Origin of the sequence: Cognataquiflexum rubidum (assembly GCF_022538115.1) — a bacterium.
Lineage (GTDB): Bacteria > Bacteroidota > Bacteroidia > Cytophagales > Cyclobacteriaceae > Cognataquiflexum > Cognataquiflexum rubidum.
In genome coordinates this window covers 1-24,666 of record NZ_JAKZAL010000034.1, presented here as the reverse complement: position 1 = coordinate 24,666, position 24,666 = coordinate 1, and the positions used below count along the sequence as shown (strand labels likewise).

Below are 24,666 nucleotides of genomic sequence, written 5' to 3'. Positions count from 1 at the left end.
CCATTTTCTTATGACAATCAAAATAATTGAATGGATTATGGTTTTTAATAGGTGCCTGATATTATCTTTGGGTTTGTGATTAAAAAACCCAAATTTTAACAATATGATAATCGGTACTCCAAAAGAAATCAAGAATAATGAGAACAGGGTTGCTTTGACTCCAGCCGGCGCAAAAGAGTTGGTCAAAAGAGGCCATCAGGTTTTTGTTCAACATACAGCCGGGATTGGCAGTGGTTTTAGTGATGAAGAATATATGACGGCAGGCGCTACCATCCTATCGACTATCGAAGAGGTCTATGCCATTGCTGACATGATTATCAAAGTAAAGGAACCGATTGAACCTGAATATAAGCTCATCAAAGAGAATCAATTATTGTTTACCTATTTTCACTTTGCTTCTTATGAGCCGCTTACAAAGGCCATGGTAGAAAGTAAAGCTACCTGTTTGGCTTATGAAACAGTAGAAAAAGTGGACAGAAGTTTGCCCCTTTTGATTCCGATGTCAGAAGTAGCAGGAAGAATGGCAATCCAAAAAGGTGCAAATTATCTTGAAAAACCACTTCAAGGTAGAGGTATCCTTCTTGGTGGTGTTCCCGGTGTTTTGCCTGCCAAAGTATTGATTTTAGGTGGCGGTATTGTGGGTACGCAAGCGGCTTGGATGGCCGCAGGATTAGGTGCTGATGTGACCATCATGGATGTATCACTCGCAAGAATGCGCTACTTGGCAGATGTCATGCCTGCAAATGTCAAAACGATGATGTCCAATGAATACAACATCAGGGAGATGATCAAACACGCGGATTTGGTTGTGGGTGCAGTGCTCATTCCTGGTGCGAAAGCGCCGCATTTGATCACAAGGGACATGCTCAAAATCATGAAACCGGGAACAGTCTTGGTGGATGTGGCAGTGGACCAAGGTGGTTGCATCGAAACATGCAAACCAACTACTCATGAAAACCCAACTTATATCATTGATGATGTAGTTCACTATTGTGTTGCCAATATGCCGGGAGCTGTACCTTACACTTCCACTTTGGCACTTACCAATGCGACCCTTCCTTATGCGATTCAATTAGCAGATAAAGGTTGGAAGAAAGCCGCACAACAGAATCCTGATCTTGTGCCTGGATTGAATGTTATCAATGGCGAAATCGTCTACAAAGCCGTAGCAGAGGCTTTCAACATGGATTATGTTCCGGTTGAAAAATATTTAGCAGATTGAAATTAAATTAGAACCTTCAGAAGCCCACTTGGAAAGACCTTGTGGGCTTTTTTTTGAATTGAAAATCACATTTCTCTGGAAGGTAGGGTGTGAACCCTCAAAATTTTCTTGGAATACTTTTTCACATCTTCATCATGCTGCGATTTCCAAATAAGGTCCCGAGCGACCTTTGCAGCTTGTTCGGGGTTTACAATTGGAAAAGGGTAATCCTTGCCTAATTCAAATCCAAAAATCATTTGCTCCATTTGGGTGATTTTCCAAGGTTCATGGACTTGACCTGGAGGTAAAACAGACAATTCGGGAACCCATTTTTTTATGAAAATGGCATCAGGGTCATGGTCAAAGGATTGCTTTATTGGATTGTATATTCTGACAGTATTGATACCTGTCACTCCTGCCTGCATCTGAAGTTGGGGATAGTGTATTCCCGGCTCGAAATCCAAAAAACACCTCGCCAAATGGTCTGCCCCCTCCCGCCAATCCAACAATAAGTGATGGGTCAAAAATGAAACCACCATTGCCCTCATCCTAAAATTGAGATAGCCGGTTTCTTTCAGACAACGCATACAGGCATCGACCAATGGAAATCCGGTACTCCCCTCCTCCCAAGCTTTCAACAAAGTTGGATTTTTGGGTTTTTGGAATTTATCAAAGCCCGGATTCAGATTTTCAGACTCCATGCGACATTCCATTTCAAACTTTTGTATGAAATGGCAATGCCATCTAAGCCTGGATTGAAAGTTTACAATATTCCCTTTTGCAAAAATATTCTTCTTTGATTTCTCAGCTTCCTGATAAACCTGTTTGATAGACAAATTACCCCAAGCAAGATAGGTAGACAACCGACTACAAGACCTCCTGCTTTCAGAAGGTTTACTGATATGCTTGCTATAATTGACTCCCCTTTCATTGAAAAAAGACTCTAAGTACCGCCAGGCAAAAGTTTCCCCTCCTTCCTGCATTTGCGGGTTTTTAGATTTCCATTCCTCGGGAATCAATGTTTCCGTTAATTCAGACCGATGTTTGTATTGAAAATATCTTCCTTTGGAAAAATCAGGATCATTTATGGGAGAATGGACAAATTTTTTCCAAAGTTCAGGCCAACCGCTTCTATTTTTTATTCCTCTAATGACACCATTTTGAGGGAATTCTATCCATTTGATATTGTTTTCGCGAAAAAATCGGTTGACATTTTTATCTCTTTGATATGTTTTCAAAATCCCGGTTTCAAGATGTGAAAACGCTTTATCAATACATACTGTAGCTTGAAGGTTTTTAAAAAACTCAATTATTTCTCCAAAACAGATGACTATTTCCGCTCCAAAAGGCTTTAAGGTTATATTGGCATCTTGAAGACTTTGATAGATAAACCGCCAATGTCTAAGATCATACTTTGGGGAATCAACCAACTCAGGTTCAAAAACATAAACCATCAATACGGGCAGGTCACTTTCCAAGGCTGTTTTCAATGGCAAATGATCTTTAGTCCTAATGTCCCTTTTAAACCATACGATATTGATTTTTTCCATCCCATTCAAAACATTAGATACCTAACATTGTTTGGATTCAAAAACCATAGAATGGAAATTATAGATAAAGACAGGATAATTGAAATGGCGTGGGAAGATCGCACTCCATTTGAAGCGATAAAAAATCAATTTGGGATTCCCGAGCAAGAAGTGATTGTATTGATGAGAAAAGAGTTAAAACATTCCTCTTTTCAACTTTGGAGAAAAAGGGTGACAGGTCGAAAAACAAAGCATCCCAAAAAATATGGAATTGAATCAGAGAAGTTCAAATGTGATCTTCAAAGACCGATTACTTTCAACAAAATAAGCAAAAGGAAGTAAATTAATTTTTTTAATTCAGCCGGTCCAAAACTTCAAACCTTGAGGAATTACTTTTGTATTCAGGAATCATTGATTTAAGATGAAAGACAAGATCGTTTTCAGAGTTTTTCCCGATCAGGCTTTCAAAAATTTCAATCTGACCTTCAATTTTGTAAAAATGCACAGAAGAAACCTGTGCGATTTTGATTTTAGGATGATGCGTGAATTTAACAACCTCGGAATCATTAAGAAGTTCTTCAAACAGTTTTTCGCCTTCCCTCAAACCTGAATAAACAATTTTAATATCCTCTCCGACCTTTTTGCCACTTAACCTAATCATATTGATGGCCAGGTCTACAATTTTGATCGGTTCGCCCATATCGAACACATAAATCTCACCCCCGTTCCCCATAAAACCAGCCTCAAGGACCAATTGACACGCTTCAGGAATGGTCATAAAGTACCTAGTGATATCAGGATGGGTTACAGTAATCGGTCCACCTTTTTGGATCTGCTTTTTAAAGAGAGGAACAACCGACCCATTTGAACCAAGCACATTTCCAAACCGCGTGGTAATAAACTTTGTATGCGCATTGTTGTGGTGGGTTTCCAAATAAGTATTCAACGCTTGGACATACATTTCTGCTGCTCTTTTGGTAGCGCCCATGACATTGGTAGGATTGACAGCCTTGTCTGTACTGACCAAAACAAATTTTTCAACATTGTGTAAAACGGATAAATCAGCAAGAATTTTGGTCCCTAGAATGTTACTCTTAATGGCTTGTTCGGGATAATTCTCGATCATAGGCACATGTTTATAAGCAGCAGCGTGGAATACGACATCAGGACTATATTTTTTAAAAATGTTTTTCATGGTAGTATAATCACGGATATCAGCCAAAATGGCTATATGCGGAGTGATCATGCCTGATTCCCTAAATTCAAAATCCAGGTCATACAATGCTGATTCGGAAAAATCCAAAAGTATCAACAAACGGGGATTATAAAACATGATTTGCCTGCAAAGTTCACTTCCAATAGAGCCTGCAGCACCGGTCACCAATACTACCTTGTTAGAAAGCTCCTCTTTAATTTTAGGGTTTTCCAAAGAAATCTGTTGCCTTCCAAGCAAATCCTCAATCCTAAGGTCACGTATAGCTTCTGTATTCAGCCCGCGATTTATCCATTGGTTAATCGGCGGCACGATAGATACATGGATGTTGTATTTATAACATTCATCAATGATTTCTTTTTTGCGTTGGACAGATAAATCTTTGACTGCAATGATCAATTCCGATACTTTTTGAGATTCGGCCAAAAATTTGAGATGGGAAAGTCCTTTGAAAATCTTTTTGCCGCCGATGATTTTCCCTTCCTTTTTCGAATCATCATCAAGAAAGGCGGAAATCATGAGATTTGATTTGCTGTCTCTTTTTATGACATCCAGCGCAATGATTCCGGCTTCACTCGCTCCAAAAATCACTCCTACTTTAACATTGTTGGGAGTAAATCCACTTTTCAGATAAATAAATGACTCTTTGACTAAAAACCTGTACAAAATCAACAAAAAAAGCGAAGTCAGCGAGGCAATAATTAATACGGAATTTGGAATGATGTAAGTACTTGAAATAAACAATTCAAAAACAAAGTTGATAAAAAGGATAATCGCAAATCCTATTGCAATGGTTTTGAATAGATTAACGCTGTCTTTTAAACCGGTATGCCTTACAATACCTTTATAGCTTTTTGTGGTTAGCATTACAAGAAACACCAGCCCGGAAAAAATCAAACTTCCCAATACAGCATTATTTTTATTTACTAGCTCAAGGTCAAAATTAAATCTTACCAAATACGCAAAAAACGTTGACTGAAATAATACAACTGTGTCTAAGGTAATTATTATCCATCTGGGAAGGATTCTTAGGTCTTTCAAAAAGTTCATTTTGAAGGTTGATTAGAATGATGAAATTTTATATAGTAATATTTTTAGTTATAAGGGCTTAATTCAAATATATCATTGTTTTTTCCCAAATGTAACTTTTTATTATACTATTTTTCAGTCGAAAAAAAACATACAATTTTCCTGATGTAGGTTTCATTTTTGGCTATAGGTAAATGAATCCAACTTTTTATAATGATTTGAAATATTCGAGTTCCAGGTTAAAAATTGTTTGAGGTAAATTATTATAAAATTATAGTTTTTTAATTAATGGTTTAACTACTGAAGTTTTCTGAAAGCAATGAACAGAAATTCATTTTAAATCAGCAGCTTTATTTCCTTCAAATTTTGGCATCGTCACATGTCCTTTTTGATTGACACCTTCTGATTTGAAAATTTTAAAAAGCGTCATCAACATTATTTTCAAATCCATTTTAAAAGAAAGATTCTCTACATAAAACACATCATATCCAAATTTCCTTTCCCAAGACAAAGAATTTCTTCCATTTACCTGTGCCAAGCCAGTAATTCCAGGTCTAACCAAATGTCTTTTTGCCTGATTGGAATCGTAAAGAGGTAAATATTCTTCTAATAGTGGTCTAGGACCAACCAAACTCATATCTCCTATTAAGACGTTCCATAATTGAGGTAATTCATCTAAAGATGTTTTTCTGATCACCTTTCCAAAACCTTTCAATCTTTGCTCATCAGGCAGAGCGACGCCATGTGAATCTATCGCATCCACCATAGTCTTGAATTTTATTAATCTAAAAAGTTCTCCATGGAGACCGGGTCTTTTTTGAAAAAAAAATGGATTATTCCTAGTAACTATCGCGAGTAAAATTGCTACAATAATGATTATTGGAGAAAATAAGATCAGTAGGAAAAAACTTGCAAATAAATCAATCAATCTTTTTAAGAACAAAGAATACATTGTCAAATGAATTTCAGGTATACATTCTTTTAATTACACCAATTATTCTTTCCTGATCATCGATCGATAGATTTTCACTGCTAGGCAAACAAATACCTTTAGAAAATAAATCTTCTGAAACGCCACCACCATAAAATGTGGTGTCTTTAAAGACCGGCTGAAGGTGAAGTGGATTCCAAAGATATCTAGACTCTATATTTTCTTTAAGGAGCGTTAACCTAACATCCTCATTGGAAAACCCTGTTTCTGATTGATTCACTAAAAAAGTGGATAACCACCTATTCGAAAAATACCCATCCGGTTCAAGAATTGTAGAAAAACCTTCAAAACCACTCAATAAATTTTGATAATTTCCAAATACTTTTCTTCTCAATGCAATTTTTTTGTCCAAATTCAAAAACTGGGCAAGCCCAATCCCTGCAGACATATTATTCATTCTATAATTATAACCGATTTCTTTGTGCACATAATACTTATAAACTTCGCGGGCTTGAACCGCAAGATACTTTGAGTTTTCAATTGCCTCAAAATTTGCAGAAATCAATGCTCCTCCGGAACCTGTCGTGATGATTTTATTTCCATTAAAGGAGATTACACCAAACTCGCCAAATGTCCCACATTCCCTTCCATCTACTGATGAACCTAAAGCCTCTGCGGCATCTTCAATTACCGGAATTTCATACTTTTGTGAAATTTTTAGAATTTCTTCGAATCTTGCCGGCATACCAAACAAGTCCACCACAATAATAGCCTTCGGCTTTTTTCCTTTTTTTATTCTGTCAAGAATAGCATCCTCTAAAATTTCAGGACACATATTCCATGTATTTGGCTCACTATCAATAAATATCGGTGTACCACCCAAATAAATTATAGGATTAGCCGACGCGCAAAAAGTAAATGACTGGCATAAAACCTCATCGCCGGTACCAATTCCAATAAGCCTCAATGCCAAATGAATAGCGGAAGTACCTGAGTTTTTTAGAGCAACATTAAAATTCCCAAGTCTATTTTTAATCTTATCCTCAAAATCAGTAATAAAATTCCCTGCTGTTGATATTTGTTTTGTTCCTATGGCCTGAAGAACGAAATCATTTTCATAACCATCAAAAACTGGTGTGGAAAGTGGAATTGGTTTTAGCATTATTTACTAGAATTAAACAAAAACAAATCTATATTAAAGTTTGGTTAATCAAAAAGACAAAATCAAGTAGTCCTGCAAAACCAAAGAATTTGAAGGATTTGAGGGTTTTAAAAAAAGAAAAAGCTCCGAAAACCATGCTTTCGGAGCCTATTTATATTTTTCTTTTTTCAATTAGTTATCACTAATATTCACCTTATCCAACACCTCTCCTTGAATCGTAGGCTTTTGATAGGTTTTCCTTTTTACCTTTTTTGACAATATTGGAGGCGCTTTTTTATACAATTTCTTAACCCTCTTTAAAGTAAGGGCGTCTAGCCTTAATCCTAATACTACAGCAATGCAAATGACAAGTGGCAACATCACATGGTCATTGAAATTTGAACCGAGAAATATCAATGCAATAAATCCAATTTTAATAAACACAAGCGTTAAAGTAACCTGGTCATGTCTAAGTCCCATTCTTAGAAGAAAATGATGAACATGGCTTTTATCAGGCTCCATAGGAGATTTCCCTTTCATCATTCTTTTGATAAAAATCCTTGTGGTGTCATAGATTGGAATAATCAACAAGGCCACGCCTGAAGCAATAGGAGCATTAAATTTCCAACCTTCATAACTAGCCATAGTACCATTCTTATCAATAAAAAGGATGGTAAGAACAGCCAAAGCAAAACCAAGACTCAAAGAACCTGTATCACCCATAAAAATTTTTGCAGGATGCCAATTATAGACCAAGAATGAAAGAATTGATCCGACCAAGATGAAGGAAAACACGGAATAACTTGTAAGATCAGCTTCCATAAACCACCACCCGAGGAATAAAAAAGTAACAAGACTGATGGAACCTGCTAATCCATCTAATCCATCAATAAGATTAAATGAATTTGTAAGTGCCAAAATAGTAAAAATTGAAATTACATAACTGACCCAAAGGGGAATATCATAAACTCCAAAGAACCCATAAAGACCAGTCAATCTTATGTCAGACATAACAACTACCAGATAAGCAGCAATAAACTGACCTGCCAACTTTTGAAATGCACTCATGTTGACCATATCGTCCCGAAGACCAACAAAAAACATAAGTCCAAATGCTGCAAGTAAAAACCTGATTTCCATGATTAATTGGGAATCCAACCAGGCCAAAACAGCGACAAAAGTTGCTAAAACAAATGCAATACCTCCCATGGAAGGAATGAACCCGTTATGGATTTTCCTTCCGCCCGGACTATCCATAAGCTCCATTTTTTTCAGGAATAATATCACTATGGGAGTAAGTAAAAACCCAATCAAAAACGCAGTGCTAATTGCCAGAAAAATTACCATAAAAATATTTTTTTACAAACTTAACAACAATCAACTAAAATTCAAATTTTAATTTTGGGAATTTTTACTAATATAAATCAAAGCAAAATGTAGCTGCTTGGAAAATTAATTTCCTTTGATTTTCCTGAATAGGTATTCACCATATTCATTTTTCCTCAAATTTTGAGCCAATTCCAGCAACTTCTCTGAATTTATAAATCCCATATCGTATGCGATTTCTTCCAGGCAGGCGACCTTTAATCCCTGTCGTTTTTCAATGGTATGGATAAAATTGGAGGCTTCCAGCATGGATTCATGGGTACCTGTGTCCAACCACGCAAATCCCCTGCCCATTAATTCAACTTTAAGTTCCCCATTCGCTAAGTATTCTTGGTTGACTGTGGTGATCTCCAATTCACCCCTGTGACTGGGTTTGATGTGCTTGGCTACATCTACAACCGAATTGGGATAAAAGTAAAGACCTACTACGGCAAAATTGCTTTTTGGGACTTCCGGTTTTTCCTCAATACTTACGGCATCTCCTTCTTTCGTAAATTCTACGACACCGTAGCGTTGGGGATCCTGCACATAATATCCAAAGACAGTAGCTTTTTTATCTTTTTCAACGTTTTCAACGGAACTTTTGAGTAACTGGGTAAACCCCTGTCCATAAAATATATTGTCCCCAAGGACAAGACATACCGAATCAGTCCCAATAAATTCCTCTCCAATAATAAATGCCTGGGCCAAACCATCCGGTGAGGGTTGTTCGGCATATGACAATTGAAGCCCCAAATCTGAACCATCACCGAATAACTTGATAAAATTTGGAAGATCATGTGGCGTACTGATGATCAAAATTTCTCTGATTCCTGCTAACATCAAAACTGACATGGGATAGTAAATCATTGGCTTGTCATAAATCGCAAGCAGTTGCTTTGAAGTTCCTTTTGTAATCGGATAAAGTCGGGTGCCAGATCCCCCGGCAAGTATTATTCCTTTCATGAATCAAAATTATAAATAAATATCAAACTATACTAAACAACAAATCCCCAAATGGTATGATTGACCATTTGGGGATTTTAATCATTTTTTTCAAATATTTATTTAACTATATATTTGTATTATTTTAGACACTATCCTTTCTGCTGATTTCCCATCCCATAAGGGTATTCCCTTGTAAGATTTCCATTCCCCTTTAAGAAGCTTTTCCAAAGGTTGTTTAAGATTTGTAGGATTGGTTCCGATCAACTCATTTGTTCCAAGGGTTACTGTTTCAGGGCGTTCTGTATTGTTTCTCATGGTGATACATGGAACATTCATTACGGAAGTCTCCTCAGTAATCCCACCGGAGTCTGTGATTACACCCAATGCATTTTTTACCAGATAATTGAACTCTAAATAAGATAACGGTTCCACCATTCTCAATCTTGGATGTTTGATACCAATCTTCTCAAGATTTTTAGCAGTCCTTGGATGAACCGGAAATATTACGGGAAAATTACCTGTTCCTATCATAATGGCATCTATCAAAGCTTTAAGCTGTTGCTCACCATCTACATTTGCAGGTCTATGCATCGTCATCACAAAATAATTCTTTGATTCGAGATCATCGAACATTTCCCCAACCGGGCTCATAAACCTATCTTGACTGGATAGTAGTGTATCAATCATGGTATTCCCCACAAAATGAATCCTATTTTCAGCCACTCCTACAGATTTTAGATGTTGGTTTGCAACTTCCGAGGTCGTGAAAAAATGATCTGTGATACTATCAGTAACAATTCTATTAATCTCTTCAGGCATAGACATATCTCCTGATCTGATTCCTCCTTCGACATGGACTACATCCACATTGAGTTTTTTTGCAACAATAGAACAAGCGAGTGTTGAGGTTACATCCCCTACCACTAATACCAAATCGGGTATATTAGCGATTAATTCTTTTTCAAAAGCAACCATGATCGCCGCGGTTTGCTCCGCTTGAGTGCCTCCTCCAGCTTCTAAATTGGCATCAGGTTCAGGAATATTCAATTGTTCAAAAAAGTCCCCTGACATCTTTTTGTCATAATGCTGCCCGGTATGGACGAGTCTGAAGTTAATTGCTGTCCCTTTCTGCTTGGTTTCTTGAATAGCGCTCAGAATAGGAGCAATTTTCATAAAGTTTGGGCGGGCGCCGGCCACGATAGTGAGGTTAATCATGCTTTGATTTTGGATTATTAAAGAAATAAATTATGCTTGTTTGTGCATGAACCGAAAATAAATTCTGGCCTTTTGGAAATTCTGGAGTACTGTTGGGGTGGAGTTGCCATTGGTAATTTACCCCATTGATCAGTTGGAGCTTGGAACTGAGGAGGAGGTTATTCCATTCCTTGTCAAAGAGGAATCCAATACTGAGGTCTATCCAGGGTTTGTGTTCATTTTGCTGACCGAAGGCACGGTAGTAAAAATCTTGATTGTTCTCTAGTCTTTCAAATAATACCCCGAACTTATTGAAATTTTCGACCAAGGAAATTTCAAGGGCTTGGACATTTGCTCCTGTGCCAATTCCTACTCCAAGAGGTTGGCCAAAATTGGAAAATCCTCGAGCTCTTGTATGAGTATGCCAAGACAACCCATCTCCTGAATTTCTTATGATTGTGTTTATTGATTCTTGCTGATGGGTAACTTCTCCCCTTAATTGTATCATTTTCCTCTGATTATTCAAATCAAACAGTTTTATGAAACCAAAAAGATAGGCTCTCGCATGTTCAGGGTTTAAAATGGCTTCTCTCCAGTTATAAGCATGGTCTCTTCTTCCATATTCGAAATAAATCTCTGCTTTTGCTTTTGTGGCAACAAATCTTGCAAATACTGAAGCCTGCTGATCTTTGCCATCTGCATCTTTGTCAAACCCAACCTTTACTTTTTGAAAGGCATCAAATACAGGGAAATAGTCTCTAAATTCATTTATTCTTGATTTATTAAACTGCTGGAATGTTCTTGAAAACCCTACAAAAAGACCAGGTATCCACTTGGGATTATAGGAAATTGTAATACCATTTAAATATCGCCAATCACCCGTAAAAGGTCTGAAATACTTATCATTTAAATCTCCAAACTGGGTGGGTGCAAAACCTGAATTTTCTAACCGACCTACAATTACCTGACCTTCAAAATTTCCCAGAAATGTCTTTGCTGGCTTGGTAGTATTTAATGTTAAGTGAGGGAACCCTTGTGCATTATTAGAAAAAATCAAAGAATTAAACTGCCCCGGACCCCACCAAATATTTTGGGTACTGGCGCCTAATTCAAATGCACCCAGTTCTAAACTGACTTTTGACTGTCCCAGCGAAATTTTTGAATAACCCCCATCTCCAAATCGCTCAGGAGAATCACTAATATTGTAGGTAAAAAACATTTCCCTATATTCTCTATCAGATCTATTATTTCCAAAACCTTTGAAGGAGGAGTTTTGGGCAAACACTAGTTCAGGTTGAATTTGAATATTTAAGATAGAAACCTTTGCGAAAAAACCGGTTGATGAATAAGACTGTAAACCTGAAGAAGGAATCATCGGGCCGTCTCCCCAACCATAAGGTCGGTTGGAATTTAATTGAAAAGTTTGATAAAATGGGAGTATGGATAATGCTATATTTTTTAAAACTTTTTCTTGATTGTTAATAAAAACAGGTGTTAAAAAACTATCCAGTTGTTTGTTTTGAAATGGACGGTGATTGAATGAAGCATTTAAAGTATCAAATCCTTTACTCAATTGTTCTCTTCTTAAATAATCCTGGAATTGAAGGTTATTTGAAAAGAGATTTTGAGCCAATAGCTGTCCGTTCAGACAGATAAAAAAAAAGGTTATTAGATTAAATTTCATTTCAATGACATTTCTGGTAAGTCTTTATAAAAAGACTGATAAATTTTTGAATTGGGAGAAATAATCACCCAAATCGTTAAGAAAATCAATTGTAGATCTAAAAAAAAACTTTGATGTTTTTTGTACCAAACTTCAAGTGCGCCTTTATAAGGAGCAATATCTTCTTCATAACATTGAAGATGAGGTTTGGGAGAATTTGCGAGAATACGTTCCTCATCTCTAAATACAATTGACCCTATTCCTGTCAAACCCGGTTTTAAATCCCTTATTTCATGTTGAATCGCTTTTGGGTAGTAACCAAATGTTTTAGGAGTTAAAGGTCTTGGCCCAACTACACTGATATCACCCTTGAAAATATTCAACAACTGTGGTAATTCGTTGATCTTGGTTTTTCTTAAAATTTTACCCACTGGTAACACCCTTGGATCATTTCCCATTGTTACATCTCCTCCAGGCAAATTTTGACTATTTTCGAGCATTGTAGCAAATTTTAGTAATCCAAAACTTTTGCCTCCTTTCCCAATTCTTTGTTGAATATAAAATATTTTCCCCTCGCCGGTGAAATTTAAAAGAATCATTAAAGGTATTAATAAAGGGGAAATAAGAATGATAAATATTCCGGAAGATACGATGTCAAAGATTCTTTTCATGAATGATTACATTTTTTTATCTAATCCTAAGCCTGTCTCAATATGTTGAAATTCAGGAATATATTTTTTTAACCAATCTACAATTTGACTTTTTTCAAGTTTGGGGTTTTCCAAAAGGTTATATAATTCCTTAAATATTACATCAAACTGCTCTGTTTTATAAGTTGGAGATTTGGATATCACTCCCAATGCATTATACTTTTCCAAATCAAAATCTTCCTCCTCCGTATAGAACTCTTCAAACAACTTTTCTCCAGAGGTATTCGTTTCAAAAATGTAAACCGGATACTTCCCTTCTTTGATCAAACTAATATTCCTCCTTGCTTCGAAATCGGAATCAAAAATCACCGGTTTATACCCAAACTTATTTAACAAAACAGGATAAATATCCGCAAACTTGATCAGGTCTTTCTCCATGTCCAATTTAGGAAAGAATATTTCTCTGTTCTTGCCCAACACACATGCCATCAAACAAATTTCTCCAGATTCCTGAGGTGATACAAAAAATCTTTTTACGTCACTTGGACAGGACAGAGGCTGTTCCTTTTCCATCCGTTTTAAAAAACCTTCTAACAGGGAGCCATTGGAAAATGCTACGTTGGCAAAGCGGGCTGTAGAAACTTTTATCTTGTCTCCGTAAGATAAAATAAGCTCTTCCATCATTTTCTTACTCGCACCCATGATATTAACCGGATTTGCAGCTTTATCAGTAGATACGCAAAAGAAATGCTGCGGAGGATATTCAACCAGTAAATCCAATAAGCCCTTTGCTTTGACTAGGTTATTTTCAATCAAAGCTTCAATTGAATAGATGTCTTTTTCACTCCTTACATGCTTATGGGCTGCAAAATTGGCTACAATATCAAAAGGACCATGGGCTATAAACAATTTTCTAAATGCTGGACTATCAAAGGAAAGAGGGTATGTCACAAAATCTTCTGGAATATATTGCCCATCAATACTTCTCAGATCACGAACAAGTTCCGTCAATCCATTTTCATTCATATCAACAACTACAAGCTTTGCTGGCATAAATCTCATTGCTGCTTTGATAAAGGAAGAACCAATTGTGCCTGCCCCACCTATTACCATTAGGCTTTTGCCTTGAATACTATCATTGAGTTGGCTCCCATTATTTACCAGATCTTTGGAAAAAAGACTTTCTTCTCTTTTGAGATAATCTAGAACAAATTTATTAACATCCATTAATTTACTTTTTTTACTAACTAATTTTTTTAAAAGAATCAAAAGTCTTAAGTAATCCTTCTTTTGTCGAAATAGGGAGTTCTGAATTCAAAGCAAATTTTAACTTCCAATTGCTTACAATAAAATTTTCTGTGAGTTTTCCCAAGCGTTCCGTATTTAATGGCAAGTTGATTTTGTCTCCCACTTTCGCGACTAAATCTATGAATACTCTAGGGACTTTTATTAATTGTATTTTTCTATTCAAACTTTCAGCCATTAATTTAATTATTTCATTTGTTGAAAAGGCATCATCGTCGGCTACATTGTATATTCCGGAAGGAATGCTTCTAAGTAATAATTGCTCAATTACAAAAAGGAGGTTATCAATGCTTAAAAAAGATCTTTTATTTTCAAATGCAGCCAACAGATAGGGAATACCATGGTTAGCAAAGGAAAATAGAAGATTTAGATTTCCTTTATTTCCTGGACCATGTATCATACATGGTCTTAAAATATAAACAGATTTTCCGCTCGGTGAATTATCCATGATATACTTCTCGGCCATCATTTTTGATTTGCCATACGCTGTGGTAGGATGATATGCTTCATCCTCAAAAAGAATATCATTTACGACATCGGTAACTGCTTTTACTGAACTTAAGAAAATGAAACATTTACAACTATCATCAGATAAAAACTTGTCATAAAGCTTTTTGGTAAGTGAATAATTTGCTTCAAAATATTCTTTTTCAGTAGAGACTTTTTTTAAATCATGAGCCTTCCCTGCTAAATGAACCAACCCATATTCCTCACCATTTCCAGTCATAAAAAAGTCTTCATAGGAAATACAATTATCAATCCCTACTGGATGTCTTGATATACCCCGGATTTCAAACTTTTTTCCCAAGGTCCGCAAGAGATTTAATCCCACGAAGCCACTGATACCTGTTACATAAATTACTTTCATTATCCTAATGAATCAAATTTAAAATAGAAATTGCCATATCGGTATTAATATTTTCTCTATTGAAATTATTTATAAAAGCCTCTCTATCCATTGTCTCTTTTGCCCCATTTTCATTTGAAAGTAATTTATTGGTCAATTCTATCGCATTGCCTGGTTCAAATAAAATAGAATCAGATAAATTTTCCTCGATAAAAGCCCTTGCATAACCATTTACTCCTACCAATAAAGGTTTTTTAAACATTGCCAATTCAAAAATTTTTGAAGGCAAGACTTTTTTGAAGGCATCATAATCATTTAAATGTATCAATAGATAATCCGAATCGTGGTATTTTTTTATCAACTCCTCCCTATTCATGGGGGGAATGATAAATACATTATCAACACCTTCTTCTTCAATTTTATCTAAAAGTAATTGCTTGGCACCACCATCACCTATCAAATGGAACTCAAATCCTTTTCCTAGAATTTTGGCTGATTGGGGAACAATTTTATGAAGACCTTGCCCTTCCCCAAAATTTCCTGCATATACAATTTTTTTGGTATCGGATTTCTTATTGTAATTTTTCGTTTTAAAATATTCTTTTATAAATACTTCATCAATTCCATTTGTGAAATAAGTATAACCCGGCTTCTTGTATCTCTCAAAATATACTTTAAAACCTCCACTGATTAGATTGATATGTGTTGCGTTAGAAAAAGTCTGTTTTTCAATTCTTTTTAGAATGGGAATTACGAGTGCTTTTAAAGGTTTGTTTTTGACAACATCCTTGATGGTGTCGACAAAAATGTCTCTGATGTCCAAATAAAGTGGCACTTTGGATTTTTTTGCTATAGTATGCCCCAAATAAGCAGTGAATAGCCTACTCGAGGAGGCGTAAACCAAGTCATAATTTTCATTTTTAACCTCTTTGTTAACAGTATCGAAGTAGGTTTTAAAACTGAAAATCTGATCTATAAAACCACTTTTGTGTTTTGGAATTACGACTCTGCGCACTTTAACATTTTCAAATTCTTCTATTTCTGGAGCTTCTTCGCTGAAAGTGCTATATCTATTCGGCAATGTTGTAAATACATCAATATCAACGCTTTTTTTCTTGGCCAGCTGCGCTAATTCAAATAGTAATGGAGAATTCCTAAAAGACCCTGCACATAGATCGGGTTTAAAATAGAAGGTTAAAAACAATATTTTTTTCCTTTCCATGGTCATGGTATTGAATTGAAGGTAGTGATTAACTCATTTGTTTTTAAAGTGACTTTCAAAGCCTTTCCATTTATAGATTTGTTAAAGCCATCATTAAAGAGGTAGGAAATTTCTTCGACTCTGACTTCCGGATTAAATTTTAATTGCAGACTTTCATTAATAATGTATAAAAATTCAGAAACAATATGTAAATCAACGGTTGGGTGGAGATGCAAAATTATATGTGATTCTTCTAATTTTAGTTTTTTATTGAAAACGGTATCAATAAAAGTTAAATCGTTAGACGAAAATCTCAATTCTCTTTGAATATCAATCCCTAAATTCCTGTATCCATTATGAATAGCAACCAAATGATTATTCTTATCTGCTTTTATTTTAATGGCTAATTTTCTCCCAACTCTAAATCCAGACCAAACTTCGGCTGAATCATTTCCATTAATGGATAGGGTGTTGTGGGCAGGAGTACTTCTCTCATATTTCCTTCTTTCGGAAATGTTGTAGGTAGATATTCCCTGGTCAACAATGACCGGTTTATTTTTGTGATTCAAGCAAAAAGAAAATGTATCAGCATGGGCATGACCTGGCTGATATGTAGGTGAAATGCCATGAACATCAATGATCAATTCAAAATTCTCATTTTCATATTTTCTGTAACCTGACTCATTTAAAACATGATTTGTCTCTTCTTTCAAACCTATTTTCTCAGCGATATGGAAAAGCTGTGATGAAGATGGCGCTATACTGTTTGTAGAATCATTAAAATGGGGTATTTCTCCATTTCTAAAGGTGATTGTTTTAAGCCATGAAAGCATTTTTAATGCTTTTTCTTTGACAAAGGAATAAAGAGTGGTATCAGGGCTTTCATAGGTCAGAAATTCTAGGACCCTAAAAAAAATAATCTGATGATACATCGGACTCAATTCGAAGTGTGCCCCGTCCTCCAAAATTTGTTCATTCAATTCTTTTCTTAAGATCTTCTCGCCTAATCTGATCCATTGATCATTTATAAAAAAAGATCCCGCCATATAAACTGCAAAAGCATTTTCTAAAAGGTGATTAGCTAGGAGATGGTATTCGATTCGTTTTGTCAAAAAATTAGCCTCGGCTTTTATGTATTGGCCCAAATTAATATCTTCATTGGCGGATAAAAACCTGATACCATTCATGATTCTTAAGGAAGTCGGATATGGCTCCAAAAGTAAGCTCCCTTCCCAAAGTTTTTGATAAAGAGAATAGGCTAGGTCTTTGCTCTGTTGAATACTAAGAGAGTTTTGCTTTAGCCAGTCCATATATTGAAGATTGTAGTTCCAAAGCTTTCCATAAACTTCAAAATTCCAATCCACCTCCTCAATGAAGCAATTGGTGAGGTTTAAAAATCGAAAAGAATAAGTATTTTCTTTAAGCTTTAACATGTCAACAACTCTATCCAACTCCAAAAAAGATAAAGGTTTATAATGAGCAGAATCATTCAAAGCATATTCCTGTAAGGGTTTGGGTTTGAATAGCCTATATTTTAATTGATAAGCCACCTGAATCGGTTTCAGGTGGCTTATAGTACGGATAATTCTACCGATATTATTAAACTTTTGGATCAATGGGATTGCTTTTGAATTAAATCTTCTATTGATTATCTTAAATATCAAGACCTATGCTTGAGTTAAGTATCGACGAGATGTTGACGTCAGTGATTTTTTTATCATTAGATACTTCTGACTTTCTCAGGCTTTCATTTGCTGCCCGGGAAGTGGACAAGGTGAGATGATGAACCCATCAATCAACAACCACCCAAGCGCCTGTTTTCAGACTTTCAATTGCTGAAAAGCTGGCTTTCGTGGTATTAACCAATTCATCCATAGGGATGATAGGATGACCTCCTTTTTGAATGGATTCAATCAATAAATTAAACTGATTTTGATGACCTTTATCTTGACCGGATGAAGCAGAACTAAAGTTTTTAAACCCAAAACCTTTAAGGTTTCTCCAATTATCCATGATTAAGGTACGTTCTTGATGGAAGACCTCTACCCTTTCCTTGGAATATGATTTGGAACCATTGGCGAAATAGTTGATGACAGCATTCGTTCCATTTTCATACTTGAGCATGATAATGGCATTGTCCGTATTTTCTTCAGGATGGGTACCCATGGCATTCATGCAAACTGCCTTTACTTTTGACCCCGTCAAATAGGTAATTAAATCAATAAAATGACAAGCCTCTCCTATAATTCTTCCTCCTCCTATTTCCATATCATGTACCCAAACATTTGCGGGAATAAATCCCGCATTCATTGTAGCAATGATATTCATTGGGGTATTACCTGAACCCAAAGCCTTTTTCATCTTCAAAGCCAAAGGTGCAAATCGTCTATTAAATCCAACCGAAACAGTCTTTCCGGATTGCAAATAGGCTTTTAGTATTTGATCCAATTCATCCTGATTCAATGCCAATGGTTTTTCCACAAAAACATGTTTTCCGGAGTTCAATGCATCTGAAACCATTTTGGCATGGGCATTATGCCTAGTTGTTACCATTACCAAATCCACATCATGATCTTTTAGAATCAAGGAATTATCTGTAGTGGATTGTTCTATGTTAAATTTCTTGGCTAATGTGGTCCCGGACAATCCACCTGAACTTGAAATGAACTTCAATTTGGCAGGTGTTTTTTTTAGACAAGGTAATATCATTGCAGAGGTGAAATTTCCTGCCCCTATAATTCCTACTGTACCTTTCCCGGGTGTAATTTTATTAGACTCAATTACAATTGATCGGTTTGGTTGACCTGACTTTTCAGGATATAGCAATATTGAAGCAATGGACTTATTTCCGCCCATATCACCATAAATTTGAATATATTCATCCAAAGGAACACGCTCAGTGATTAAAGGCGCAACCTGAATTAAATTAGTGCCAATAGCTTGGAGAATAGCTTCAAAATTCCTTTTTTCTGTCCACCTAACATAACCCAAAGGATAATCCTGACCTTTTTGTTCGTAGGATTCATCGTACCTACCTGGGCCGTAAGAACAGGAAACCTGGAAAGTCAGCTCCTTTTCAAAAAAGTCTGCTCTGGAAATATCCAAACCGACTACTCCTACAAGGATTATACGGCCACGCTTGCGAGACATTTTAGCAGATTGAGAAATAATTTCATTGCCCTTGTTTGAAGCAGTAATAATTACAGCATCAGCCCCCACCCCATTAGTGGCATTTTTCACATAAGCAACTTGATCAATTCCTTCACCTGGATTGACTGCATCAATTCCAAAAGACTTGGCTAAAGCTACTTTTGCCGGATCATAGTCAAAACCAATTACCTGGCAGCCATTCGCTTTAAGTAGTTGCATTGTAATCAAACCAATCAATCCCAGCCCAACCACAACTACTGATTCTCCAAAGGTAGGATTGGCCAAACGGATTCCTTGAAGCCCTATGGCACCAATTACTGTGAATGTAGCTTCGTCATCTGAAATGTTATCAGGAATCTTAGCTACAAGATTCTTAGGAACTGAAACATATTCTGCATGGTGGCCATTGGAAGCGACCCTATCACCAACTGTAAATTCCTCAACGCCTTTACCTACAGCAATAATCTTTCCCACATTACAATAACCCAATGGAAGGGGCTGACCCAATTTGTTAAAAACTGCATTGACCGTAGGCTTTAACCCGTCAGTTTTCACTTTATTTATTACCTCTTTGACCTTATCGGGCTGTTGAAGGGCTTTTTGAAAAAAATTGGCTTTCCCAAATTCGACCAGCATTCTTTCCGTGCCTAATGAAACAAGACTCCTTGTAGTTTGAATAAGAACCTGCCCTTGCTTAACTATTGGCGCAGGTACTTCTTCTAATATAGTATCGCCGTTTTTTAAATCTTGTATTATTTGTTTCATTTTTTCTTTAGAAAAGTGCTTTTTTCTCTGATTTATTTGGGTAACTAATCAAAACGGCCCTGTATTTTCCTTTAAATACAAATAGGCTTCCCGCAGCAGCACCAATAATTTTGAATTTGGAAATTAAATTTTTAATATCTTCATAACTGCTCGCACCTCCGAGAACGGTGATTGGAACTTCTGTTATATTTCTCACCAATTCGACAAGCCCAATATCATATCCTTGCATTGTGCCGTCTTTATCAATGGAGTTGATTACGATCTCCCCTACTCCAATTTCGTTAAGTTCATTTATTAAATCTTTAATTTTTATACTAACCTTTTCCTTTGAATTATTGATGTAAACATCATATCCACCACCTGAAAGAATTCCCTTTCTTTTAACATCAATAACAACAACGACACTTTGAATACCAACGGCCTTGCCGATTTCTTTTAACAGTGACCGATTTTTAATTGCCGCAGTACTTATAGCCACTTTTTCAGCCCCAAGGCTAATTATTTTCTTAGCTTGTTCAACCGTGGTCACCCCTCCCCCATAGCAAAAAGGCATTCTGCATTCTACTGCAAGATTTCTTATCAAATTAAAATCAGGCCCTCTTCCTTCAGCAGTAGCATCAATATCCAATACAATAAGTTCATCAACTTCTTTTTCATTAAATATTTTTACCGCATTGATAGGATCACCAACATATTTTGGGTCCTTGAATTGGGTCGTTTTTACCAAACCTTTATTATGTACCAATAAACAAGGAATAATTCTGGATCTAAGCATGATTAAAGTTTAGAGAAGTTTTCCAATAATTTAATTCCATTGTAATGGCTTTTTTCAGGATGGAATTGCATCCCAAAAATATTATCTGAGAGAACGGCACTAGAAAAATCAATACCATAATGAGTTGTTGCCAAAACATTATCCGGGATTTGGCAGGAAAAATAATAACTGTGAACAAAATAAAACCCCTGATCGTAATCAAGTCCCTTAAAAATGGGATGGTCCTTGGTAGGAATAATGGTATTCCAACCCATATGAGGCAAATATGGCTTGTGTCTAAAAATCGCTTTATCAAATTTTTTTACTACCCCATTTATCCAACCTAATCCTTTCAGTGAACCCTCCTCGCTCGAATTTGCCAATATTTGCATACCAACACAAACACCTAATATTTGCACCTTTTTTACAAGTACCAACTCATCGAGCTCTTCTTTCAATCCTGAAGTCATTAGCTGATTCATTGTCTCATCAAAAGCGCCAACTCCAGGCAAAATAAGTCTATCAGATTTTTTGAGTTCTGCAGGATTGCTAATCACCTTGGTAGGAACATTCAGCCTGCTATAAATATTTTCTATGGCTCTGATATTTCCTGATCCATAATCAACGATACCTATCATCTCTTCCCCCCCTTTTCTTTTCCCAAAATTCTCAACAAAGAGGCTCCAAAATTATAAATGCTTTCTTGTGATTTATAGTCTTTGTAGGTTTTATTTGGAGCATCCATATACCCTTGAAGCTCCTCCACAGAAATACCTAATTTTGTAGCAATGTATTCAAAATCCTGATTGATTGTTTCGGGATCGAAGGCTGGCTCAGATAATTTTTTAAGTGCCTCCTCCCTTGTCATCTGACCCGTAAGAATTAGGCTTGAAAACTGAACCTTTCTTGTGTCAAATCCAAATTTCCTAGGTAACCAATAAGATTCGTAAAACCTTGTGAATCGTGATTCAAAATGCTTTTGTGGATACTTTTGGTATCCAAATTTATCAACAAGTAGTTGCATTGCCTCATCTTTATTGTAGGGAACATAATCCAATGGCCTGATTAATTTTATTCTTTTAATGTATGGAAGGTAAACTTTATGCCAAAGGATATTTGTAACAGGATAATCTTTCAATTTCCCTCTTCCATGTTTTTTATAAATATCTCTCAACTGAATGGAATCAGATTGATAGTACATCCACTCCAAAGGGTTTCTTACGCATTCAGTGGAATAATTGCCACCTGTTAAGATGTATTTTATGTTATGTTTTGATGCAAATTTATACATCGTTGCAAAAAATGCATGATCCTGGGGTACATCTATATGAGGCACACCCGATTTAAAAAATGCAAGTTGCAGGTCTTTAATCTCTTCCCAGTTTATTACTTCTGTATATAGATCCAAACCCAAACCATCAACCAATCTTTCTATATTATTTACTGCAATCTGAGAATTCCATCCTGCATCAACATGAAAAACCAATGGTCTTAGACCAAATTTTTCTTTCATCACATAGAGTAAATAGGAACTGTCAATTCCACCACTCATACCCATCAAACAATCAAACTCCTTCCCTTTTCCTTCCTTTTTGATCTTATCAATTATTTCTTGTAAAGCTTTCCGACCCTTTTCATCAGTGTGCCAATACGGCTGGATGTCTTTGTAAAAAGTATTGCAATGATCACAAACTCCTTCTGAATCAAATGTAATTTTGGAGTCAGTAGTGTCCATAACACAATTGGTACATATTTGGTGTTTCTCCATACTTCTTTTTAATTTTTTATCTCGATAGCCCTTTTGGCAATTTCTGTATATAAAAATACTTCCTGACCCTTTTCTTCCGAATTCTTTTTTAAATTGTTATAAAGGTCCTTATCCTCGATGATTTTCAATATAATTTCTTGAATTTCTGATCTGCTGTCTCCCTCTAAAAAAAGACAGTTTCCACCGATATCAACATGTTGCATTCCTTCCCATTTTCTGAATACGCCGGGTATACCACACCCTATGGATTGTTCCCATAATACAGAATGTGTTCCGGGGAAAAAAGCTAAATCAGATGCAAAAAAGTAATCATTGGCTTCTTTTGGACTTATCCATCCCAAATATTTAATTTTTGGACTATTTATAAGCTTGCTAATTTTTGATTTCATTTCCCCAGTTATTGAACCGAACAAAATCAAATGAACTGTATCATTTTTAAGTTGGTTTACAGCATCTAGTAATACTTCTATCTTTTTTCTTTGATCTATTTTTCCACCTGTAATGATCACGAATTTATCTTCAAGTCCAAGAGATTTTCTGATCTTAGAACGAATTTCGTTTTTCTTAGAAAAATCAATTTCGGTATCATCCAATCCCAAAACCAAAAGATCTACTTTAGTTTCGTCTAGTCCATAAACCTGCTTAAAAAAATCAACTCTTAAAGGTGTAACACCCCAAAACTTTGACACAAAAGGTTCTATCTTTTTTGCACACCATTTATATATCATTTTATGCAGGATATTTTTAGAAACCCAATTCTTTGCACTATTTCCAAAATCTGTATGTCCATCCACATAAACCTTAACATTAGGGTTTATTTTGGCATATCGTGCTATAGCTACTATGCTTAAAAACTGCAAATCATGTAGAAAAATAACGTGGGGATTAAAGTCTTCTAATTTTTCAAAAACACCATTGTATATCCTTAACTTTCTTACAACTAAGTGTGGCAAGTAGGTAACATAACCTAACCTTAAAACAGGAATCCCATATTCATTGATATAAGATTTAGGCTCAACATAGCCTAATTTATTTTGAATGTATGTTTCTGTGGAAGCTAAAATCTCAACATCATAACCTTGAAGCTTATGGGTTTTAGGCAAAAAATTCTCTTGGTAACCAAAATTATCCGCATAAAACTGTGATAAACAACAATGAATAATTCTCATTATTTACTACTCTCAATAATAAGGCTAGAAATAATTTATTTCAAAAATTGACCTCATTCTCTCGATTTTTTTTAGTTAAAATTTGAGTTAAATTTTTATTTTTTTTTTTTACTAAAATATATTTTTCAAAAATTAAATGATTTCACGGATTTTTTTAGCTAGACCTTCCTTTTCGGTGGTAATTTGAAAATTACTTGAGGGTAAATCCTTTAAATTTTGATTCCAAACTTCTAAATTTTGATGGTTTAGTTTTTGTCCAATGATTTCAATTGCCATTTCTAAATCATAACTATCTAGAGTTAAGCCAATTTGAAGCCGATCAATTTCTTTCCCATCATCTGAAAAATTAAATGAAATTAAAGGTTTCTTAAAATAAGATGCTTCATAAAACCTGTTTGAACGACAAATTTTTTTCGCATTAAACCAATCAACAGAAGAATTGAATTCGGGATAAAAAACCAACATAACATCTATCAATTCATATATCTTAGGGAGATCACCAGGTGAATTAAACGGACCTAAATAGAAAATCCCATTGGTTTGAGTTGTTAGATTCTTGAACTCTTCTTCACCCAACAAGTTTATCCCAGCAACAACACCCTCAAATTTGTCCGGAAAGCTTTTTACTAGTTCATTTAAAAATATAAGGGTCCATCTATCTCTAAGAACACCAAAGTATCCTAAAACAATTTTGCTTTTTTTCCTTACAGAACAGTTAAAATTCAAAGACACATCATAATCAACTTTGTTCTCTAATAAAAAGAAATATGTATATCCGCAATGATACCAGTGGCCAAATAAATATAAAGTGACAGCTAGTGACAATCGTTATTTGTTAAAGAT

General features: G+C 35.6%; 21 protein-coding genes. 2 read left to right on the top strand and 19 right to left on the bottom strand.

The genetic code is table 11. From position 1 onward, the window contains the following. The first annotated feature begins 103 nt into the window (after positions 1–103). Complete coding sequence (ald, locus tag MMU05_RS22000) at positions 104–1,222, top strand: alanine dehydrogenase (RefSeq protein ID WP_241143813.1); 1,119 nt, start codon at positions 104–106, stop codon at positions 1,220–1,222. A gap of 65 nt (positions 1,223–1,287) precedes the next feature. On the opposite strand, the gene MMU05_RS21995 is transcribed toward ald, so the two are convergent. Further along, positions 1,288–2,751, bottom strand: coding sequence for a cryptochrome/deoxyribodipyrimidine photo-lyase family protein (locus MMU05_RS21995; protein WP_241143812.1), 1,464 nt, complete (start codon positions 2,749–2,751; stop codon positions 1,288–1,290). A gap of 51 nt (positions 2,752–2,802) precedes the next feature. On the opposite strand from MMU05_RS21995, the gene MMU05_RS21990 reads away from it, so the two are divergent. After that, positions 2,803–3,072 carry a TIGR03643 family protein gene (locus MMU05_RS21990; protein ID WP_241143811.1) on the top strand — a complete coding sequence of 90 codons (270 nt, stop codon included), beginning with the start codon at positions 2,803–2,805 and terminating at the stop codon, positions 3,070–3,072. Between the two features lie 10 nt (positions 3,073–3,082). Here MMU05_RS21990 and MMU05_RS21985 read toward each other — a convergent pair whose 3' ends face one another. From MMU05_RS21985 to MMU05_RS21900, 18 genes are all read right to left on the bottom strand, one after another. After that, on the bottom strand, positions 3,083–4,993 hold the full coding sequence (locus MMU05_RS21985; protein ID WP_241143810.1) for a polysaccharide biosynthesis protein: 1,911 nt from the start codon (positions 4,991–4,993) through the stop codon (positions 3,083–3,085). Between the two features lie 310 nt (positions 4,994–5,303). Continuing rightward, positions 5,304–5,924 (bottom strand): sugar transferase, encoded by a 621-nt coding sequence (locus MMU05_RS21980; protein WP_241143809.1) that lies wholly within the window; start codon positions 5,922–5,924, stop codon positions 5,304–5,306. A gap of 13 nt (positions 5,925–5,937) precedes the next feature. After that, positions 5,938–7,065 carry a DegT/DnrJ/EryC1/StrS family aminotransferase gene (locus tag MMU05_RS21975; RefSeq protein WP_241143808.1) on the bottom strand — a complete coding sequence of 376 codons (1,128 nt, stop codon included), beginning with the start codon at positions 7,063–7,065 and terminating at the stop codon, positions 5,938–5,940. A gap of 171 nt (positions 7,066–7,236) precedes the next feature. Beyond that, entirely contained in the window at positions 7,237–8,184 is a 948-nt protein-coding gene (locus tag MMU05_RS21970) for an MraY family glycosyltransferase (protein WP_336246994.1), read from the bottom strand. Between the two features lie 312 nt (positions 8,185–8,496). Beyond that, a complete protein-coding gene (gene rfbA, locus MMU05_RS21965; protein WP_241143806.1) occupies positions 8,497–9,375 on the bottom strand; it encodes a glucose-1-phosphate thymidylyltransferase RfbA in 879 nt (292 codons plus the stop codon). 102 nt (positions 9,376–9,477) lie between these two features. Beyond that, positions 9,478–10,572 carry a non-hydrolyzing UDP-N-acetylglucosamine 2-epimerase gene (gene wecB, locus MMU05_RS21960; RefSeq protein ID WP_241143805.1) on the bottom strand — a complete coding sequence of 365 codons (1,095 nt, stop codon included), beginning with the start codon at positions 10,570–10,572 and terminating at the stop codon, positions 9,478–9,480. Beyond that, positions 10,565–12,184 carry a capsule assembly Wzi family protein gene (locus tag MMU05_RS21955; protein ID WP_241143804.1) on the bottom strand — a complete coding sequence of 540 codons (1,620 nt, stop codon included), beginning with the start codon at positions 12,182–12,184 and terminating at the stop codon, positions 10,565–10,567. The genes wecB and MMU05_RS21955 overlap by 8 nt, the downstream gene beginning before the upstream one ends. Positions 12,185–12,231: 47 nt before the next feature. Continuing rightward, on the bottom strand, positions 12,232–12,885 hold the full coding sequence (locus MMU05_RS21950; protein WP_241143803.1) for a sugar transferase: 654 nt from the start codon (positions 12,883–12,885) through the stop codon (positions 12,232–12,234). A 6-nt stretch (positions 12,886–12,891) separates the two neighbouring features. Then, entirely contained in the window at positions 12,892–14,091 is a 1,200-nt protein-coding gene (locus MMU05_RS21945; protein WP_241143802.1) for a polysaccharide biosynthesis protein, read from the bottom strand. A gap of 16 nt (positions 14,092–14,107) precedes the next feature. Beyond that, entirely contained in the window at positions 14,108–15,037 is a 930-nt protein-coding gene (locus MMU05_RS21940; RefSeq protein ID WP_241143801.1) for an NAD-dependent epimerase/dehydratase family protein, read from the bottom strand. Between the two features lie 4 nt (positions 15,038–15,041). Beyond that, on the bottom strand, positions 15,042–16,238 hold the full coding sequence (locus tag MMU05_RS21935; RefSeq protein ID WP_241143800.1) for a glycosyltransferase family 4 protein: 1,197 nt from the start codon (positions 16,236–16,238) through the stop codon (positions 15,042–15,044). A gap of 2 nt (positions 16,239–16,240) precedes the next feature. Further along, positions 16,241–17,881 (bottom strand): heparinase II/III domain-containing protein, encoded by a 1,641-nt coding sequence (locus tag MMU05_RS21930; RefSeq protein ID WP_241143799.1) that lies wholly within the window; start codon positions 17,879–17,881, stop codon positions 16,241–16,243. Positions 17,882–18,008: 127 nt separating this feature from the next. Next, positions 18,009–20,132: a bi-domain-containing oxidoreductase gene (locus MMU05_RS21925; protein ID WP_241143798.1), complete on the bottom strand. Its 2,124-nt coding sequence runs from the start codon at positions 20,130–20,132 to the stop codon at positions 18,009–18,011. Between the two features lie 7 nt (positions 20,133–20,139). Beyond that, entirely contained in the window at positions 20,140–20,907 is a 768-nt protein-coding gene (locus MMU05_RS21920) for an AglZ/HisF2 family acetamidino modification protein (RefSeq protein ID WP_241143797.1), read from the bottom strand. Between the two features lie 2 nt (positions 20,908–20,909). Then, positions 20,910–21,524, bottom strand: a complete 615-nt coding sequence (gene hisH / locus MMU05_RS21915; RefSeq protein ID WP_241143796.1) for an imidazole glycerol phosphate synthase subunit HisH — start codon at positions 21,522–21,524, stop codon at positions 20,910–20,912. Further along, entirely contained in the window at positions 21,521–22,654 is a 1,134-nt protein-coding gene (locus MMU05_RS21910; RefSeq protein ID WP_241143795.1) for an N-acetyl sugar amidotransferase, read from the bottom strand. Before MMU05_RS21910 ends, hisH begins: the two co-directional genes overlap by 4 nt. 8 nt (positions 22,655–22,662) lie before the next feature. Beyond that, on the bottom strand, positions 22,663–23,823 hold the full coding sequence (locus MMU05_RS21905) for a glycosyltransferase family 4 protein (protein ID WP_241143794.1): 1,161 nt from the start codon (positions 23,821–23,823) through the stop codon (positions 22,663–22,665). 132 nt (positions 23,824–23,955) lie between these two features. Continuing rightward, the gene (locus MMU05_RS21900) at positions 23,956–24,648 is read right to left on the bottom strand and encodes a hypothetical protein (protein WP_241143793.1); all 693 of its coding nucleotides are present in this window, start codon (positions 24,646–24,648) and stop codon (positions 23,956–23,958) included. Between the last annotated feature and the right edge of the window lie 18 nt (positions 24,649–24,666).